This window comes from Flavobacterium sp. CFBP9031, assembly GCF_034044945.1.
Classification (GTDB): domain Bacteria; phylum Bacteroidota; class Bacteroidia; order Flavobacteriales; family Flavobacteriaceae; genus Flavobacterium.
The window spans coordinates 341,356-359,178 of sequence record NZ_JAXCWF010000003.1; the positions used below are offsets into that span (position 1 = coordinate 341,356).

The following is a 17,823-nucleotide window of genomic DNA, read 5'->3' on the forward strand; positions in this document are numbered from 1 at the left end:
CCAAAAAACAACAAAAAAAATCATGGCAAAACTACCTGTATCAACTGAAAAAATAATTGAAGCATTTGGTCCGCATCTGAATTATACGCCAAAAGAAGGATATTCAGGACGTGATGAACCAGATAAAACGGTTAAAACACATTGTTGTTTCTGCGGAATGCAATGTGGTATTCAATTATCTGTAAAAGACAATAAAGTGGTTGGTTTTGAGCCTTGGATGGAATTTCCGTTCAACGAGGGGCGTTTGTGTCCAAAAGGTGTTCAGCGTTATATGCAAAATAATCATCCAGATCGATTATTACATCCAATAAAAAGAGTAGAAGGCAAAGGATTTGAACAAACCACTTGGGATGAAGCAATGGATAAAACCGTTTCTGAAATTAAAAGAATTCAGGAAAAATATGGGAAACATGCGTTTTCGATGTTATCTGGAGTTTCGTTAACTAATGAAAAAAGTTATTTGGTTGGGAAGTTTGCTAGAGTAGCTTTAAAAACAAGAAATTTAGATTACAACGGACGCCTTTGCATGGTAAGTGCTGGCGCAGGAAATAAAAAAGCATTTGGTTTAGATCGCGCTTCAAACAATTATTCTGACTTAGAATATGCTGAGGTTATTATAGTTGCTGGAGCCAATATCAGCGAAACGTTTCCCACTTTAACCCATTGGATTTGGAAAGCCAGAGATCGAGGTGCAAAACTGATTGTTGTCGATCCGCGTGTTATTCCGTTAGCAAGAACAGCCGATATTCATTTGGATGTAAGGCCAGGAACTGATTCTGCTTTGTATGGTGCAATGCTGAAATATCTCGTAGATCACGATATGTTAGATCATGATTTTATTGATAATCATACTTCAGGATTTCAGGAAACGATTGATGCTGTAAAAGAGTATACATTAGAATGGGCAGAAGAAGTTACTGGAATTTCGAAAGAAAAAATTAAAGAAGCGGCCGAATTATGGGGAAAAGCAAAAACGAGCTTTTTACTGCACGCAAGAGGAATTGAACATCACTCAAAAGGAGTAGATAATGTTTTGGGATGCATTAATCTGGTTTTGGCAACTGGAAGAATTGGAAGACCCTATTGCGGTTACGGAACGATTACCGGACAAGGAAATGGTCAGGGCGGAAGAGAGCACGGTCATAAATGTGATCAGCTGCCTGGAAACCGTGATATCGAAAATATGGATCATCGAAAATACATTGCCGATGTCTGGAAAATTAAGGAAGAAGATATGCCGCATAAAGGCATTACAGCTTATGAAATTATAGAAGCGATTCACAGTGGTGAAATAAAAGGATTGATTTCGATTTGTTTTAATCCGTTAGTATCTCTTCCAAACAATAATTATGTGCGTTCTGCTCTTGAAAAATTAGAGTTTTATGTTGCGATAGATTTCTTTTTGAATGAAACTGCCCGTCATGCGGATATTGTTTTAGCGGGTTCATTGCAGGAAGAAGAAGAAGGAACAACAACCTCAGCTGAAGGACGAGTTATCCGAATTCGACAAGCTGTAACACCTCCGGGAGATGCCAGAACCGATACTTCAATATTGTTAGAATTGGCTAAAAGGTTAGGGGAGGAAGATAAGTTTACCTACGCTGATAGCGAAGCCATCTTTAATGAACTTCGTGTTGCTTCAAAAGGAGGGACTGCCGATTACAACGGAATTACCTATAAAAAAGTAGAAGATAATATGGGCGTTTTCTGGCCATGTCCAACCGAAGATCATCCTGGAACGCCAAGATTATGGGAAGATAAAAAGTTTGCAACTCCAGACGGAAAAGCACATTTTAATCCTGCTCCGTATAAATTGCCAGGCGAAATTACAGATGAAGAATATCCGATAATATTAACTACGGGACGAGTTGTATCTCAGTATTTAAGCGGAACACAAACAAGAAGAATCGGAAAACTGGTAGATCAGTTTCCTGAACCTTTGCTGGAAATTCATCCGGAAATGGCTCAGAAATACAATATCCAGCAGAGAGAATTAGTGAAAGTTTCAACCCGAAGAGGGGAAGGAATTTTTCCAGCCAATATTGTAGAAACCATCAGAAAAGATACCGTTTTTATTCCGTATCACTGGCCGGGAAAAAAATCAGCCAATCAACTAACGCCCGGAACATTAGATCCGATTTCTAAAATTCCGGAGTTTAAAGTTTGTGCTTGTAAGTTGGAACCCTTGGGCGAAATAGAAAATTCATCAGACAAATCAAATGCTTATGCAAGTGTTTAATCTATAAAAAGCAACAATTATGAATTTAACCAATTATAATAAAAACGAAGAGTTTTTTGTAGACTTACAAAGATGCATAGGCTGCAAAGCGTGCGAAATGGCGTGTTCGGAATGTGAAACGAATGGTCAGGAATCGATGATTCATGTTAATTATGTAGAGCGTGCCGTTACCATTCAGACCACAGTTCAGGTTTGTATGCATTGTGAAGATCCAGTTTGTGCGAATGTTTGTCCAGCCGATGCGATTTCGCAAGACGAATTTGGAGTGGTTCATACTGCAAATACAGAACGCTGTATTGGATGTTCCAATTGCGTTATGGCTTGTCCGTTTGGAGTTCCGAAGAAAATGGAAGAATACGATTTAATGATGAAATGCAATATGTGTTACGATAGAACCAGCGTTGGCAAAAAACCAATGTGCGCAACGGTTTGTCCGAGTGGCGCCTTGTTTTATGGAACTCGCGAACAAATCGAAGAAATGCGTCCAAATAGTACTCCAGTAAATTCATTTGTTTTTGGGAAAGAGCGCGTAAATACAAAAGTAAATATCATGATGCCGAAGGGTAGCAACGAATTACGAATATTCTAAATCTAAAATCCATGTCTAAAGAAGATAATTTAAAAGAAAATTGGAAAAAAGATTTTCCTTATAAAAAGCAGGAATCAACACAAGTCAGCCGACGTGATTTTGCTAAATTCCTTACTCTGGTTTCTGGTGGTTTAATGGTGGGCAGCGGATTGGTAGCGGCAAAAGCCTATTTACTGCCAGCTGATGAAGTGGTGGGCGAACATTTTGTATGCGATGTAAAAGATATTCCGTTGGGCGGAACGAGAGGTTTTGTGATTGAAGGAAGTACCATTCCGTATATTTTAGTGCATTTAGAAAGTGGCATGTTTAGAGCTTTTGAGCAAAAATGTACACATCTTTCGTGTGCCGTTTATTACAAACCGGGAACAGGAATTATTCATTGTCCTTGTCATGAAGGTTCTTTTGATGCTTTGACTGGTGATGTTATTGCTGGGCCTCCGCCAAGAGCTTTGCCTCAGTTGGAAGTGGTTTTAAAAGGAGAAAAGATTTTTGTAAAAGCTTTTGAAAATAAAGCGAGTTAATTGTTTAAGAAATATATTATGAGTACATTTAGAAAAAGCCAAAATCAGGCAAATCCAAATAAGTTGAATGTTATTCTTTCTACTTTAATATTTGTTTTAATCTTAAATGTAAGCATCCAAATTTGGTTGTTGTATGCCGCTTTAAACAATGCATTAGATAATAATAAAGAGATTTTGATTCCAGCATTTATAGGTTCGCTTATTTTATTTTTAATTGGTTTTGGATGGCTGTATTATCTGCCAAAAGGGAATTTTAGAAATAATAAAACATAAATAATTCACTATTATGAGCTCAAATCTTGGCGCAAAAAAAATCGCTTTTTTCTCGACCCAGCCTTACGACAAAACGTTTTTCAATAAATACAATGAAGATTTTGGTTTTCAGCTGGACTTTTTTGAAACACAGTTAAATCCTCAGACGGTAGCTTTAATAGAAGAGTGCGAGATTGTTTGTGTTTTTGTAAATGATATTGTAAACGAAACTGTCATTAAACAATTAGCAGAAAAAAAAGTAAAAATAATTGCTTTACGCTGCGCTGGTTTTAATAATGTCGATTTAGAAGCGGCTAAAAAACACCACATAAAAGTTTGCCGTGTTCCTGCATATTCTCCTCAAGCGGTCGCCGAACATGCCATGGCGATGATTTTAACTTTAAACAGAAAAACACATAAAGCTTATAATAGAGTTCGCGAACAAAATTTCTCTTTAAACGGATTATTAGGTTTCGATTTATTCGGAAAAACAATTGGAATTATAGGAACAGGAAATATCGGAAAAGCATTTTCTAAAATAGCGTTAGGTTTTGGCTGTAAAGTTTTGGCGTATGATATTGTTGAAAGTGATGAAATGAAAAAAGACGGCGTTTCTTTTGTTGGTTTAGAAGAGATCTTCAAGGCGAGTGATATTATTTCTTTGCATTGCCCTTTAAACGATCAGACGAAACATGTAATCAATAAAACTTCGCTGACTTTCATGAAAGACAGTGTTATGATTATCAATACGAGCCGCGGCGGATTAATAGAAACATCGTCGGTTATTGAAGGCTTAAAAGAAGGGAAAATAGGTTATTTAGGAATTGACGTTTACGAACAAGAAGAAAAATTGTTCTTTAGAGATTTATCGGCAAACATTATTCAAGACGACGCGATTCAGCGTTTAATGAGTTTTCCGAATGTATTGGTAACAGCGCATCAAGCATTTTTTACCAACGAAGCTTTAACTCAAATTGCATTGGTGACTTTCAATAATATAAAATCATTATTGACGCAGAATGATATTGAAAATAAAGCAGCATTATTAGTGTAATCGATCGCGAATTTAAAACATCAGATTATGAAAAATAGATTTCTGATTTTAATTATAATTTTGGCATTATCATCTTGCCAAAACAAAGACAATTCAAAAAATATTGTAAAAACAATTGTTCAAGATACCTTGTCTAAAACTCTTGGCGGAACGGCCGATTTAAGTGAAGTTTCCGAAAAAAATAATAAAGAAGTAGAATTAATTCGAAAACAATTGCTGATTTTATTGGAGAAAGATTTACCCGCAATGACAAAAGAAGACAGATCTTTCTATTATGAAGCTTTCGATTTAAATAACGATAAGAAAGAGGAATATTTTGTTGGTTTCTCTAATTCTTATTTCTGCGGAAGCGGAGGCTGTTCAGGATATATTTTAAAGAATGACGGAACTGTGATTAATCGTTTCTCTGTAACCGATTTTCCAATTTATGTAACCACTTCAGCAACAGAAAAATTTTATGATTTGATATTTGAAAGCGGAGGAAAATTTCATCTTTTAAAAATGAAAGGTGGAAAATATCCATCTAATCCTTCAGTTCAAGAAGTTATAAAAGGGGATGTTCCAAAAGAAAGCACAAAGGTTTTGGATATTCAAGGGAAAAAATTGGAGAAGTATTCATTTTAAAATAAAAAACCCGACAGATTTCAAAATCTGTCGGGTTTGAAATATTATAAATCCTAATTTTGGAGTTTGGAATTTTTATATTTTTCTAAAACTCAAATTCTCCAATTAAAATTTTACTATCACTTTCACGTTTGTTTTCTTTTTGACTCTGGAAAACAGCAATTTTTCGTTCCTGTCTGCCATCAGAATAGTAAAGATAAACTTCTGCCATTACAGTGGTTGGTCCAGAAAGAATATTCTGTCTCTCACCGAAGAAATTCGTTTTGATTTTATATTTCCCTTTAATTGCTTTTTTAAGTAAAAACTGTTCAGGACCAAAACCTTGAGTGAAATCGTTGCTTAATCTTCCTCCAATTTCTGTAGATCTATGCGAGTACGAACAATCTTCTCCTCTTGGGTCTGTTACCCAAAGATCTATGTCTGTATTGTCTTTATTCCAGTTAATAACAATACGAATGTCGACTGGAAGATTTGCTTTTAGACGATCATCTAATTTGCTTGCATCAACATTTTTGTTTTGGCTCAAAATATTATTGATTTCCATAATCAAGATTTCTTCAATACCATTATCCCTCACAGAGATCTCATCAGTATATTCTTGATACAGCATACCTTTATAGATATTAAGAGCTTCTTGAGGTTTTTTATTGTCTACCAAAGCCAATGCATAATCTCTATGACTTTGAGGATCAAATGGTCTCCATTCTAGAATCTTTTGGGTAATCCACAATTCTTTTTCATAATTGCCTCTTTGTTTCAATAAGTATGAAATCGTTTTGTACAATTCTTCATTTTCCAAATCAAGTTCTGCCAGTGTGCTTAAAACTTTTAAAGAAAGAGCTTTGTCTCCTTTTTTGAAAAGCAATTTAGATACATCAAAATAATACGTTACCTGTTTCTCGTATTTCGGACGATTTTCAAGATATTTCTGATAGATCAATTCAGGTGATTGTAAAGACTGAAAATCTTTCATATACTCTTGAGTACTTTCTACATCTACCAAAGTTATTTTACCTGTAGAAGTTTTTTTATCGCCTGCTCTACTTTCTGCAGAATATACAGCATTATCGCTAACAACACTTTCTTCTGCCGACGACAATTTTTGTGACTGCTTAGAAATGGTAGGATACTGTTTTTTTTCTGTAGGTTTAAATTCGCTATTCCACCAAGTTGTCAATTCTCGTGTTTTATCAAAAGCTTTAGATAGAAGATTTCTTCTTTTTTCTAATATTTGTTTTTTGTTTTGCGAAACGATTTTGTTGTATTCTGGCAATAATTCCTGTGGAGGTGTGATGCCAAAACGCACATAATCATTAACATCTTCCAATACGATAAGACTAGTGTTCTTGCTTACAACCCCAAACTGTTCGCTCAGATTTCTAATTTCATCGCTGTTTTGTGTTGAGTTAAGTTCAAGATCATTAATTTTTCGTTGTGCCCAAAATTGTGCAAGAGGCCAATTATCTACTTGTACAGCGTTATTAAAATCTACAGGCACTTCAAATTTTTTATCTCCTACTGAAAAAACCGCAGTAAGTTTACTCAAGTTTGAAGATGAAATTCCAAAAATATTCACTGGTTCGTTTACTGCGGTTCCAACATTTGGAAACAATTCTTGAAGCGTATTGGTTTCTTTAAAGCCTAAAAATACAATAGGAAGCCTTTTATATGTTTTTAGAGCAGATTGCGTATCTAATTCGTTAAGATTGATAAAATTTCCTCCAGATTGTGATGCTAAAAGTTTCAGCAGATTAAAATCAGAAGTTGGTGTGCTCGTTACAGTGTTGACCGGTTTTTTGAATTTTAAAGTTAAATCTCCAAAATTTGAAATTCCGTCAGAAAATAAAAGATATTCGTCTATAGATGAAATTTCTTTTAAAGCACTAAAGTCGGTTCCGCCATCATATTTCAGATTAAGAATTCTGTCTTTTAAGGCATTCCAGTTTCCTCCAGAAACAGTAAATTCTTCTGTTTTTTCAAGGATATTGTTTAAAAGGACAAAAGAGACTGCAACATTCTTGTTGTCTGAAAAATACGCATTAAGAAAGTCCAGTTCTTTTTGACGATCTCTCTTTGATCCGCTAAATGAATTATCCCAAATAATAGCAATTTTTTGAGATTTTGTTTTTTCCTTTACAGGGAAATTCATCGCAACACTTGCCGCAAAATAAGATTTATCGTCAGAAGCTTTTTGAAGCATCACATTAGACGACTCGTTTACTTTAGGAATAGCTATTTTAAGGCTTTCATTTGGCGTAAAATTTACTTTATTAATTTCAGCAATCCATTGATTCCCTTTTTTTTGAAAAGTAAAACTTCCATCTGGATTTTCCGTAATTTTAGGAGTGGTTAGACTTTCATTAACTAATACTTTCAGATTGAATTTTGGGATATTAACTGCATTGGCAAAACTTAAAAAATACTGATAATCCGTAGCCGAATTTTTCAATTCCTGATTGTACGTAATTCTAATAAATCTACTGCCTCTAGCTGTAATGGGATAGATTCTAGTTCTAAAATTGTTTCCAGCTACTTTTTCAATAATACCTGGATCTACATTTCTTTTTTCAATACTTTCAAACACTTCTTTAGCTCGTTCTTTTGGAACAGGAACGGCATCTCTTAAGCTTCCATTAATGTCCAAAGCATAACCACTCACGCTTACTCCTTCTGGTAACGGAAGGGTAAAATTTCCTTCTAAAATTCTGTCGCCAGGATTGTAAAATGTGTAAGTAGCTGTAGTTGAGGCAAAATTTCCTAGAATTTTGGTTTCAATTTTTACCTCCTGTAAGACTACCGAATTTTTTTTCTGATTTTCGACATCCAGAGTTGGAATCTGTGAAAAAGCGGCACCACAGAACAGTAGTGCACAGATGCTAAAAAATTTATTCATAATTGATTAAGTCGATTTTTTATTTGATTGGAAATGTGAAAACCCGATTAGATTAAAGCGTCTTTTATTTGTTTTTTAAAATTAGAGCGCTTGAATATGCTTAGCTACAATTCCAAAGTTGAAACCCTGAACCTGATCGAATCCACTGAAATTAACTGCAATCAGTTGGCCACATTCATTAAAAACAGGTGAACCACTAGCACCATGTGTAGAAGTTATACTGTATTGAATTTTGTTGCCATCAGATTCTTTACTTATTTGACCATTGTAAAGCTGCACTTTTATGCCAGAATTGGTCTGTGCCAAATCTATTCCCATCGGATAGCCCACCATTATCGCTTTTTGCCCTGGAGCTAGAGAAGTATCATTGTCAACAATATTATCAAGACTTATAATGTTGGTAACGGTTTGAGGGGTTTTATGATCAGATACTTGCAAAATACCTAAATCAATATTACTGTCATCTGAAACTTTTTTCATTTCACAATTAATCCATTCGCTATCAGAATTATGAAGTGCAACTTGAATGTCTACCGTTTTTACATATACTTCAATATTTTCTGCAGAAACATATTCTTTTACCGGAATAGATGCTGCTATATCAGTTGATACTTGCGATGTATCTGTTTCTGTTTCATTAGAACTAACAAATTCTTCACCCGCTGACTCACTAGTTTCTTCGCTCGATTCTTCATATTCTCCCTCTCCTTCACCTTCATCATACGAGACAGAAGCATGTGACCAATTGTTGCTAATAAAACTTTCATAGTCATCTTCAGAAACATCGGTAGTAAGGATAGAAGCAATCTTCATTCGCAGATTTCGAATAGTAGTATTTACTTTTTCACTTTCTTCTTCAGTTGAATTCCATGGCTGTAAAACATGTCTATTGGTTATCATGTCTCCTTCTGTATCTACAAAAAATCCTGTTCCGTAAATGGTTTCTTCCTTAGCATCCTCAACATTAAGCGGAATTTCTTTTCCATTAATTTTAGCAAAATAGCCATATTTATGCTTTACAAGTACAACGGCGTTTTTGTAGGTATCGTAGATTTTGGTATCTGTGCCTAAACAAACAGCTTCTTTTTTAGGAGTAAAATATTTAAATCCTAAAAAGCCAGCAGCCGAAATAAAGATAACAGCGATGATAGCAATTTTGTAACGATTTCTTTTTTTGTTGACTGTTGTTTCTAAGTCTTCGTTTGGGGCGATTTTTCTAATTTTCATTTAAAGGATTGGTTGAAAAATGTTAATTGAATGGGTTTGGGTTAAAAAAAAATAGACTTTACATAAAGTCTATTTTTTCTTCAAATGTAGTAATTTGTTTGCTAAAAAAAAGCAAAAACAGAATCAATTAAATATACAATGCCAACCGAATTTTGTTTTGTTTTTTAATGTTATGGCTAGGCTTGTGAAAGTATTTTCTTGTAAAACAATTTAGAAAAAGTAAAGTATTGTTTTTCAGTTTTTTAAAAATAAGTTTTGATTTTTGTTTTAAATGGTGATAGGAAGAATTATTCGTTTTAAAAAAAGAAACCCGACAGGTTTTTAAAACCTGTCGGGTTTGTATTAGCTAGAACTTTATAAAATTACCTTCTGAAAATTCAGAGTTATATTGTTTAAATAAAACTTTACGTGCTTGATCTCCAGCTTTAATAACTCTTGATTTAGATTGAAAACAAATTTGAGAAAAAATCGAAAGAGAGTTTAAATTAATCTTAGAATTATAAAACTCAATTGTTGTAATTAATTGTTCTATAGCATCTTTTCTTTCTTTACTTCTATTTCTTGGTTTTACATCTTTTGATTCAACAAAGAAAATTTTTTTATTCTCATAAATGACCCAATCACACTTTTTTGAATTTTCATTTTTCATGACTGAATACTCATTTTCTAGAAACAAAATTTCTTTTAAACTTTCATTTTCCAAGCAAAGATTCCAATATTCTTCTTCAGATTTAAACACAACTATAGAATCTTTAATTTCTTCAAAGAAGTAAAGTGAGTCGTTTAATGTTTTGTAACAAACATCTTTTTTTAAATCAGGAAAATGAGCTAATATTTCTTCAAAACTCATAGATCTAAAAGTTTATCAAATTCATCAGCAAAAGTATCAGAAACACCATCAATCATGTTTTCTGCTATTTGACCTAATTTATCATCCATTATTAATTTCGCTTTTCCATTTTTCAATTCATAAGCAATAAAGTTTTTAGGATTTAGCCAAGACTCTTTTTTTATAATTTTATTTACTTCTGTTGGACTTTTTTTACCCTTACTATAGGCTAATAATAAATTATTTATTGAAGCCAAAACAAAAGGACTATGAGTGGTAAGAATTAAATTCTTCCTGTCAAATAAACAATTTTTAATTAAGTATTTAATTAATTCATGTTGAGCTTTTGGATATAAGTTCAATTCTGGCTCTTCGACAACAAAATTGAAATTATAGTTTTCTTTTAATGATTTTGAATATTCCACTAAAAGTAAAATAGGAATTACTGATTGTAAACCAGAAGCTGATTCTAATAAATCAACTTTTTCATTTTCATTGTGATATATGTAGGATGTTTTTCCTTCTCGTTTATATTTTATTTTTTTATCAATTATATTTAATGGTAATTCTTTTATTGTATTAATAGCTTTTTCATAATCTTGTCCACTATTCAAAAGATGCTTTGGAATTTGAATGTTATTATTAATAAGACCTAAAGCGTTTGTTGAAATTATATGTAAAATGTTTCTTTCGGTTGGTATGTAAATAGAGTCAAATTTTAGATAAGCACCATATTTTGAAATTAGTTGATCATATTTTTCAATAAAAAAGTCATAAACCTTAGTTGTGTCATTTTTTGAATAAGCGTCGCTGATAATTTCTTTTAATTCTTTGACAAATAACTTACTTTCTTTAATGTTTTTAAATCTTATATTATCAAGATCTGTGTCGAGAAGTGAATCTAATATTTCTCCCTTTTCTTTGGTAACAATACCTGAAAGGTTTTTTATTAAATTTTCTCTATAATCTACCTTTTTCGAGGTATTATTTTCAAGGGTAAACTCGTAAAATACTCCCTTTGCTTCTCTGCAATAGTTTATATGACTTTTATTGTTTAAAAAAGAATGAATATTATATTTTTTTAATTCTTCTTCAAAAGAAATTGAATCATCTTTTCTAAATTCCTCATCTTCCAGTATAGAAATCAATTTAGCCAAAGTACTCTTCCCAGAAGCCTGAGCTCCAATAAAAGTAACCATTTCTCTAACTTCGATTTCAATATCTTTTAGAGGTCCGAAATTTTTAACAATAAGTTTTGCTCTTTCCATGTTTTCAAAATTAAGGAAAATTTTTATATAAGAAAAAGGAGCTTCAATAAAAGCTCCTTTTTAAATTATGTAATATTATAAAGGAATCTACTCCACCAATTCCACAAATTTAAACTCACCTTCAACAGCGACTTTAGTCAAACCATGTTTAGATAAGTTTTTCATAGAAGCATCCCATTTTTTACCGCTTAAATTTGCAGTAATTTTTAATTGCTGCAGATCCATTTTATTTTCATTTCCTTTCAATAAATCTACAATGAATTTTTCTTCATCAGAAAGTTCAATTAGTTGTTTTTTCTCAGGACGCATTTGTGGGAACAATAAAACTTCCTGAATAGAAGCATTATTTGTTAAATACATAATCAAACGATCCATTCCAATTCCCATTCCAGAAGTAGGAGGCATACCGTACTCAAGAGCTCTTAAGAAATCTTCATCGATAATTCCGTTTGCTTCATCATCACCTTTTGCAGCCAAACGCATTTGATCTTCAAAACGCTCTCTTTGATCAATTGGGTCATTTAATTCAGAATATGCATTTGCAATTTCTTTTCCGCAAACCATTAATTCAAAACGCTCCGTCAAATCTGGATTATCGCGGTGCTCTTTACAAAGCGGAGACATTTCTTTTGGATAATCAGTAATGAAAGTTGGCTGAATATAATTTCCTTCACATTTAGCTCCAAAAATCTCATCAATTAATTTTCCTTTACCCATTGTTTCGTCAACCTCGATTCCCATTCCGCGTGCTGCTTCAAACAATTCTTGTTCTGTTTTTCCAGAGATATCAAAACCTGTAAAATGTTTGATAGAATCTGTCATGGTAACGCGTGCATAAGGGGCTTTAAAGTTTATTTTGTGCTCGCCAAAAGTAACTTCGCTTGTACCATTTACAGCAACCGCACAATGCTCTAATAAACCTTCAGCAAACTCCATCATCCAGTTGTAGTCTTTGTAAGCTACATATATTTCCATTGCAGTAAACTCAGGGTTATGCGTTCTGTCCATACCTTCGTTACGAAAGTTTCTAGAGAACTCATAAACACCTTCAAATCCACCAACAATTAATCTTTTTAAGTATAACTCATTTGCAATACGCATGTAAAGCGGAATATCAAGCGAGTTATGGTGCGTAATAAATGGTCTCGCCGAAGCACCACCAGGAATTGATTGTAAAACTGGAGTGTCAACTTCCAAATATCCTGCATCGTTAAAATAACCACGCATCGCACTGAATAATTTAGTACGTTTGATGAACGTTTCTTTAACTTGTGGGTTTACTGTTAAATCTACATAACGCATTCTGTAACGTAACTCAGCATCATTAAATGCGTCGTGAACATTTCCTTCTTCGTCAACTTTTGGCAACGGAAGCGGACGCAAAGTTTTACTCAAGAAAGTAAAACCAGAAACACGAATACATTTTGCACCAACTTGTGTAGTAAACAATTCACCTTCAATACCAATAAAATCCCCTAAATCAGTTAATTTTTTGAATACTTGGTTGTATAAAGTTTTATCGTCACCTTCACACAAAACATCACGATTTACGTACAATTGAATACGTCCTTCGCTATCTTGCAACTCAGCAAAACAAGCTTTACCTTGATCACGAACACTCATCAAACGACCCGCAACGATAACCTTCTTACCCTCTTCAAATGACTCCTTTATCTGCTTAGATGTATGATTTACAGGAAAAAGATTAGCTGGATAAGGATTGATTCCTAAGTTGCGTAAGTTTTGAAGTTTTTCTCTTCTGATGATTTCTTGTTCTGATAATGCCATTTTTGCTTTATTTTTTTAAGTGTGCAAAGATAAAGAAAAGAATGTAGATTTTTTAATGCAGATTTTAGATTTTTTGTGACATCAAATTATTGGGTTTCAATCATCTTTAGTCGACACTGATAGCTGTTGGAATAGACTTGTTTCTAACAAATGTAAAATATGCTCTAATACCAAGTTATTCATTTACAGGGTTTGGATAAAGCCTTAAATGACAAATTTGAAGTTGTTTTAAAATGCAACTAAAATAATTCTTAAAAGAAAGTATCTTCGCTTGAATAACTTAAACCTCAATTATGAAAAAAATTCTACTTTGCTTTTTTATTGCATTTTGTTTTACTAGCTGTATCCTTAAAGAAAAGATGACTATGAACGAAGATGGTTCTGGAACTTTTTCTTACGGTTTTGATATGTCTCCGATGTATAAAATGGGAGTGAAAAAAAGTGATTCGTCTAAAGTTAATAAAGTCGTTGACACTACTTTTACCTTCAAAGATATGCTTAACAAGTTAAGCGACAGTATTTCTAAATTACCAGATGCAGATAAAGAGAAAATCGAGATGCTGGAGAAAGAAAAAGAGAAACTTAAAATTTTGGAGAATTTTAAAGTTAGCATGAAAGTAAACGACGAAAAACAGCAATTTGAATATACTATGTCAATTGATTTTCCTAGTGGAACAGATTTTAAAACTATTGCAACACCTGCCGAAAGTTTAGAAGCGCTGGCTGCGACAGACAAAAAACGATTAGGAGCTTTAAGTGCCGCGCCAAAGCCAGAAGAAAAGTCTAATACCACCATTTTTTATGACGGTAAGGTTTTCATTAAAACGGTTACTCCTTCTAAAGACGATAAAAAAGTTAAAAAGAAAAAAGAAAACAAGAAAGATAAAAGCGACGATCCGTTCTCTAAAAAAATGGAAGAAATGATGAAAGAATGTAAATATACCGCTGAGTATCAATTTCCGAAAAAGATTAAAACAGTTTCGCTTAAAAATGCAGTACTAACAAAAGACAGAAAAGGTTTTACTGTAGAAGTTCCTCTAGATAATATGCAGGAGAGTAGTGTAGATTTTGGTTTTAAAGTAGAATTTGAGCAATAATTCGAGGTTTTCGATAAAATGTATTTTTAAAAATAGTCTTTGTATCTTTGATAAAAAATAGAACATTAATGAAACTATATAAACTACTTAGTTTTTCTTTTTTACTAGCGACTTTAACTAGCTGTACTTTCACTGAGAATATTTACATAAACGATAACGGAACTGGGAAATTCTCTGTAGATATGGATGGTTCTGCTTTAATGGAAATGGCTGGTGATCAGATTGCTGGACAAATGGGAGATAATAAAAAAGATATTGATACTACTTTTACTTTCAAAAAAGTGTTTGAAGAGAAAAAGGACAGTATTGCCAAGTTGTCGCCAGAAACACAAAAAGAACTTAAAAAACTGGAGAGTTATATTGTATCAACGAAAATAAGTTCGGAGAAAAAACAGTTTTTAATGAACATGTCGACTGATTTTAAAAATGTAAACGAACTTCAGGATATTTTGCAAACATTAGGTACACTGCAAAAATTAGAAGGAGGCGCAAATCCTATGGGAAGAGGTTTCGGAGATAATGGCAGTAAATTAAGTTATACTTATGACGGAAAGAAATTTACAAGAAAAGCAGTAGTCGATGAGCAGAAAAAAGCAGCAAAGACAAAAGATTCGGCTGGAGATATGTCTAAAATGATGTTTGCTTCGTCTAGCTATATTGTAAAGTATCACTTTCCAAAAAAAATTAAGAAAGTCTCTAACCCAACAGCTTTGTTTAGCGACGATCGAAAATCTATTACAATTCAATACTCTTTTACGGATTATATGGAGAATCCCGACAAACTGAACTTTGATGTTGAGTTTGAAAAATAATTAAAATGAACAAAAAAATCCAACTTCAGGATCTGGGCAATAAAGATTATAAATCGACTTGGGAATATCAAGAAGAAATCTTTAAGGATATAGTAGATTTAAAAATCAAGAACAGAAGAGAAGAACTAGATCTGCCAACGCCAAATTATTTACTTTTTGTTGAGCATCCGCATGTTTATACTTTAGGAAAAAGCGGTGATCTTGAAAATTTACTATTAAACGAAAAACAGCTCGAAGCCAAAGGGGCGACTTTTTATAAAATCAACCGAGGTGGAGATATTACCTATCACGGACCTGGACAAATTGTAGGTTATCCGATTTTAGATTTAGAAAACTTCTTTACCGATATTCATAAATACTTACGTTTATTAGAAGAATCCATAATTCTGACTTTGGCAGAATACGGATTAGAATCGGGCAGGAGTGAAGGCGAAACTGGAGTTTGGCTTGGTGTAGGAACTCCGTTTGCGCGTAAGATCTGTGCAATGGGCGTTCGCGCTTCAAGATGGGTTACCATGCACGGATTTGCTTTAAACGTAAATGTCGACTTAGGATATTTTGACAATATTATTCCGTGCGGAATTCGAGGAAAAGGCGTTACTTCTTTAAACGTTGAACTTGGCGTAGAAAAAGTAGATGAAGAAGAAGTAAAAGCTAAAATCATCAAACATTTAACTGAGCTGTTCGAAGCCGAATTTGTTTAAAAAAGAATGGCCAATAAAAAGGAACCCGTTTCAAGCGTCGATTTTGAAACGGGTTTTTTATTTTGAGTGATGAATGGAATAGTAAATCAGGTATGTTTTTTTAATAGAAAGCAGTTTTTTTCTTAAATTTATATTCAAAAAACGGAAAAACCATTTCGCAAAAGTTAAGATTTTGAAGGGATGGCAAATTCTATACTTCTTGTAGTTCTCTTAGCTATTTATGCTAAATTTGGTTTTGTACTATTAAATTTAAATTTCATTCTAACTGATTGCTTATGAGAAAAATCTACTTATTCTGTTTCCTTTTTGTGCTTAATGGTCTTTTTGCCCAAAAGAAAGATAAATTATATCCAGTTGCAGTTTATGAAAAAGTGTGGCAGGAAAAAAACAGCGATACCAGATTAAAGATGATTAAATCAATCTGGTTGGAAGATAGTACTTTTGAAGACCCTTCGGCTTCTATAAAAGGAACTGTAGCGTTTAATAATGTTATCAACGAATTTTACAAGAAAAACCCAGATGCCGTTTTAACTTCGGGAGCCAAAATTATAAAAGATAATTATGTAACCTGGGAATGGAAAATTTTCGATTCTAAAAATAACCTTATCATGGCTGGCCGCGACTTTGCGCGTTTGAATGGAAAAGGTCAAGTAAGTAAAATTATTGGTTTTTGGGATAAAGGAGCAGCTCCGTCTGAAGCGGATGTTTTGAAAAATCTGGAAGCTGATAATTTGAAAGTAATAGCAAAATATTACGAAAGTCTTTTTAAAACAAGAGACTTTGATGCACTAGGAACTTTAATTGCAGACGGAGCCGTTTATAATCAAGCTGTAGGTTTGCCTTATGGAGGAACGTATATTGGTTTTAGTGAATGGACTAAAATGTTTACAAAATCGACTGAGTTTTTTGATTTGCAAATAGAAAAAGAACCCGTTTATTTTAGTGACGCTTCTAAAAATGAAGTAATCATTTATTTTACGATAAACTGTAGATCTAAGAAATCAGGCAAAACAATGTCGGTTCCGATTTCAGAACATTTTGACCTGAAGGATGGTAAAATTACTGCCGTTAGGCCTTTTTATTACGATACAAAAACATTTGCAGAATTCTTAAAAAGTAAAAAATAAAAGAAAACGACCTATTTAATAGGTCGTTTTTTTATGGAAATAAATCGAGTTCTAATTGCTCGGGTAAAAGCCTAAAACTCATTCTGTGATATTTTGTGGTTCCAAATTCTTTGATGGCTTCACGATGTTCTTTGGTTGGATATCCTTTGTTCTGTTTCCAGTTGTACATTGGAAATTCTTCGTGAATTTGATCCATGTATTCGTCACGATACGTTTTTGCCAAAACAGACGCAGCGGCAATGCTTAAGTATTTCCCATCACCTTTTATAATGCTTTGATTCGGAATCGATTTTAAAAGAGCAATTTCATCGTTAGAAAACTGTTTTCCAAAATTATTTTTAAGACCGAGTTTAGCATTCAAAGAACGGTTTCCGTCAACAATAATAAATTCGGGAACTTGTTTTAGTTTTAAAATACATTCCTGCATTCCCTTCATCGAAGCATTTAAAATGTTTATTTCATCAATTTCGTCTGGAAACAAATGCGTAACGGCAAAACATAGGGCTTCTTTTTCTATAATAGGTCTTAAAAGCGCTCTTGTTTTTTCAGAAAGCTGCTTACTGTCATTCAGAATTTTATTTTCAAAATTTTCGGGTAAAATTATGGCAGCGGCAGTAACTGGGCCAGCTAGACATCCTCTTCCGGCTTCATCAGTTCCAGTTTCTAAAACAAATCCTGAGAAATTTTTTTCGAGCATTTTTTTAGGTTTTAAAAAGGCAAATATTGTACTTTTTTTTCTAAAAAGCATTAAATAGATCCAAAGGAATACAATCTATAGTTGCTTTTTTAGAGTGATCCT

16 protein-coding genes are annotated in these 17,823 nt (G+C 33.2%); 10 read left to right on the forward strand and 6 right to left on the reverse strand.

Annotation, left to right across the window (positions count from 1 at the left end; translation table 11 throughout):
* The first annotated feature begins 22 nt into the window (after nucleotides 1-22).
* Genes SOM12_RS07265 through SOM12_RS07290 form a run of 6 tightly spaced genes read left to right on the forward strand, consistent with a single transcriptional unit; the run spans nucleotide 23 to nucleotide 5,279 of the window.
* On the forward strand, nucleotides 23-2,239 hold the full coding sequence (locus SOM12_RS07265; protein WP_320492912.1) for a molybdopterin oxidoreductase family protein: 2,217 nt from the start codon (nucleotides 23-25) through the stop codon (nucleotides 2,237-2,239).
* Nucleotides 2,240-2,258: 19 nt separating this feature from the next.
* A complete protein-coding gene (locus SOM12_RS07270) occupies nucleotides 2,259-2,828 on the forward strand; it encodes a 4Fe-4S dicluster domain-containing protein (protein ID WP_008466969.1) in 570 nt (189 codons plus the stop codon).
* Nucleotides 2,829-2,839: 11 nt separating this feature from the next.
* Nucleotides 2,840-3,349: a ubiquinol-cytochrome c reductase iron-sulfur subunit gene (locus tag SOM12_RS07275; protein WP_095928739.1), complete on the forward strand. Its 510-nt coding sequence runs from the start codon at nucleotides 2,840-2,842 to the stop codon at nucleotides 3,347-3,349.
* 18 nt (nucleotides 3,350-3,367) lie between these two features.
* Nucleotides 3,368-3,622, forward strand: a complete 255-nt coding sequence (locus SOM12_RS07280; protein ID WP_095928740.1) for a DUF6755 family protein — start codon at nucleotides 3,368-3,370, stop codon at nucleotides 3,620-3,622.
* Between the two features lie 13 nt (nucleotides 3,623-3,635).
* Nucleotides 3,636-4,655: a 2-hydroxyacid dehydrogenase gene (locus SOM12_RS07285; RefSeq protein WP_320492913.1), complete on the forward strand. Its 1,020-nt coding sequence runs from the start codon at nucleotides 3,636-3,638 to the stop codon at nucleotides 4,653-4,655.
* Nucleotides 4,656-4,682: 27 nt separating this feature from the next.
* Nucleotides 4,683-5,279, forward strand: coding sequence for a hypothetical protein (locus SOM12_RS07290; RefSeq protein ID WP_320492914.1), 597 nt, complete (start codon nucleotides 4,683-4,685; stop codon nucleotides 5,277-5,279).
* An 85-nt stretch (nucleotides 5,280-5,364) separates the two neighbouring features.
* On the opposite strand, the gene SOM12_RS07295 is transcribed toward SOM12_RS07290, so the two are convergent.
* The 5 genes from SOM12_RS07295 to lysS form a co-directional block, all read right to left on the reverse strand.
* Nucleotides 5,365-8,172, reverse strand: a complete 2,808-nt coding sequence (locus SOM12_RS07295; RefSeq protein WP_320492915.1) for a VIT domain-containing protein — start codon at nucleotides 8,170-8,172, stop codon at nucleotides 5,365-5,367.
* 81 nt (nucleotides 8,173-8,253) lie between these two features.
* The gene (locus SOM12_RS07300) at nucleotides 8,254-9,399 is read right to left on the reverse strand and encodes a S1 family peptidase (RefSeq protein WP_320492916.1); all 1,146 of its coding nucleotides are present in this window, start codon (nucleotides 9,397-9,399) and stop codon (nucleotides 8,254-8,256) included.
* A 346-nt stretch (nucleotides 9,400-9,745) separates the two neighbouring features.
* On the reverse strand, nucleotides 9,746-10,249 hold the full coding sequence (locus tag SOM12_RS07305) for a hypothetical protein (protein WP_320492917.1): 504 nt from the start codon (nucleotides 10,247-10,249) through the stop codon (nucleotides 9,746-9,748).
* Nucleotides 10,246-11,496 carry an AAA family ATPase gene (locus SOM12_RS07310; RefSeq protein ID WP_320492918.1) on the reverse strand — a complete coding sequence of 417 codons (1,251 nt, stop codon included), beginning with the start codon at nucleotides 11,494-11,496 and terminating at the stop codon, nucleotides 10,246-10,248. Before SOM12_RS07310 ends, SOM12_RS07305 begins: the two co-directional genes overlap by 4 nt.
* A gap of 87 nt (nucleotides 11,497-11,583) precedes the next feature.
* Nucleotides 11,584-13,284, reverse strand: coding sequence for a lysine--tRNA ligase (gene lysS, locus SOM12_RS07315; RefSeq protein WP_320492919.1), 1,701 nt, complete (start codon nucleotides 13,282-13,284; stop codon nucleotides 11,584-11,586).
* Between the two features lie 293 nt (nucleotides 13,285-13,577).
* Between lysS and SOM12_RS07320 the strand changes: the two genes are divergently transcribed.
* From SOM12_RS07320 to SOM12_RS07335, 4 genes are all read left to right on the forward strand, one after another.
* Nucleotides 13,578-14,381 carry a hypothetical protein gene (locus tag SOM12_RS07320; RefSeq protein ID WP_320492920.1) on the forward strand — a complete coding sequence of 268 codons (804 nt, stop codon included), beginning with the start codon at nucleotides 13,578-13,580 and terminating at the stop codon, nucleotides 14,379-14,381.
* A gap of 68 nt (nucleotides 14,382-14,449) precedes the next feature.
* On the forward strand, nucleotides 14,450-15,193 hold the full coding sequence (locus SOM12_RS07325; RefSeq protein WP_320492921.1) for a hypothetical protein: 744 nt from the start codon (nucleotides 14,450-14,452) through the stop codon (nucleotides 15,191-15,193).
* A 5-nt stretch (nucleotides 15,194-15,198) separates the two neighbouring features.
* Nucleotides 15,199-15,897, forward strand: a complete 699-nt coding sequence (lipB, locus tag SOM12_RS07330; protein WP_320492922.1) for a lipoyl(octanoyl) transferase LipB — start codon at nucleotides 15,199-15,201, stop codon at nucleotides 15,895-15,897.
* A gap of 275 nt (nucleotides 15,898-16,172) precedes the next feature.
* Nucleotides 16,173-17,024 (forward strand): nuclear transport factor 2 family protein, encoded by an 852-nt coding sequence (locus SOM12_RS07335; protein ID WP_320492923.1) that lies wholly within the window; start codon nucleotides 16,173-16,175, stop codon nucleotides 17,022-17,024.
* Between the two features lie 31 nt (nucleotides 17,025-17,055).
* On the opposite strand, the gene SOM12_RS07340 is transcribed toward SOM12_RS07335, so the two are convergent.
* Nucleotides 17,056-17,721 (reverse strand): ribonuclease HII, encoded by a 666-nt coding sequence (locus SOM12_RS07340; RefSeq protein WP_320492924.1) that lies wholly within the window; start codon nucleotides 17,719-17,721, stop codon nucleotides 17,056-17,058.
* Between the last annotated feature and the right edge of the window lie 102 nt (nucleotides 17,722-17,823).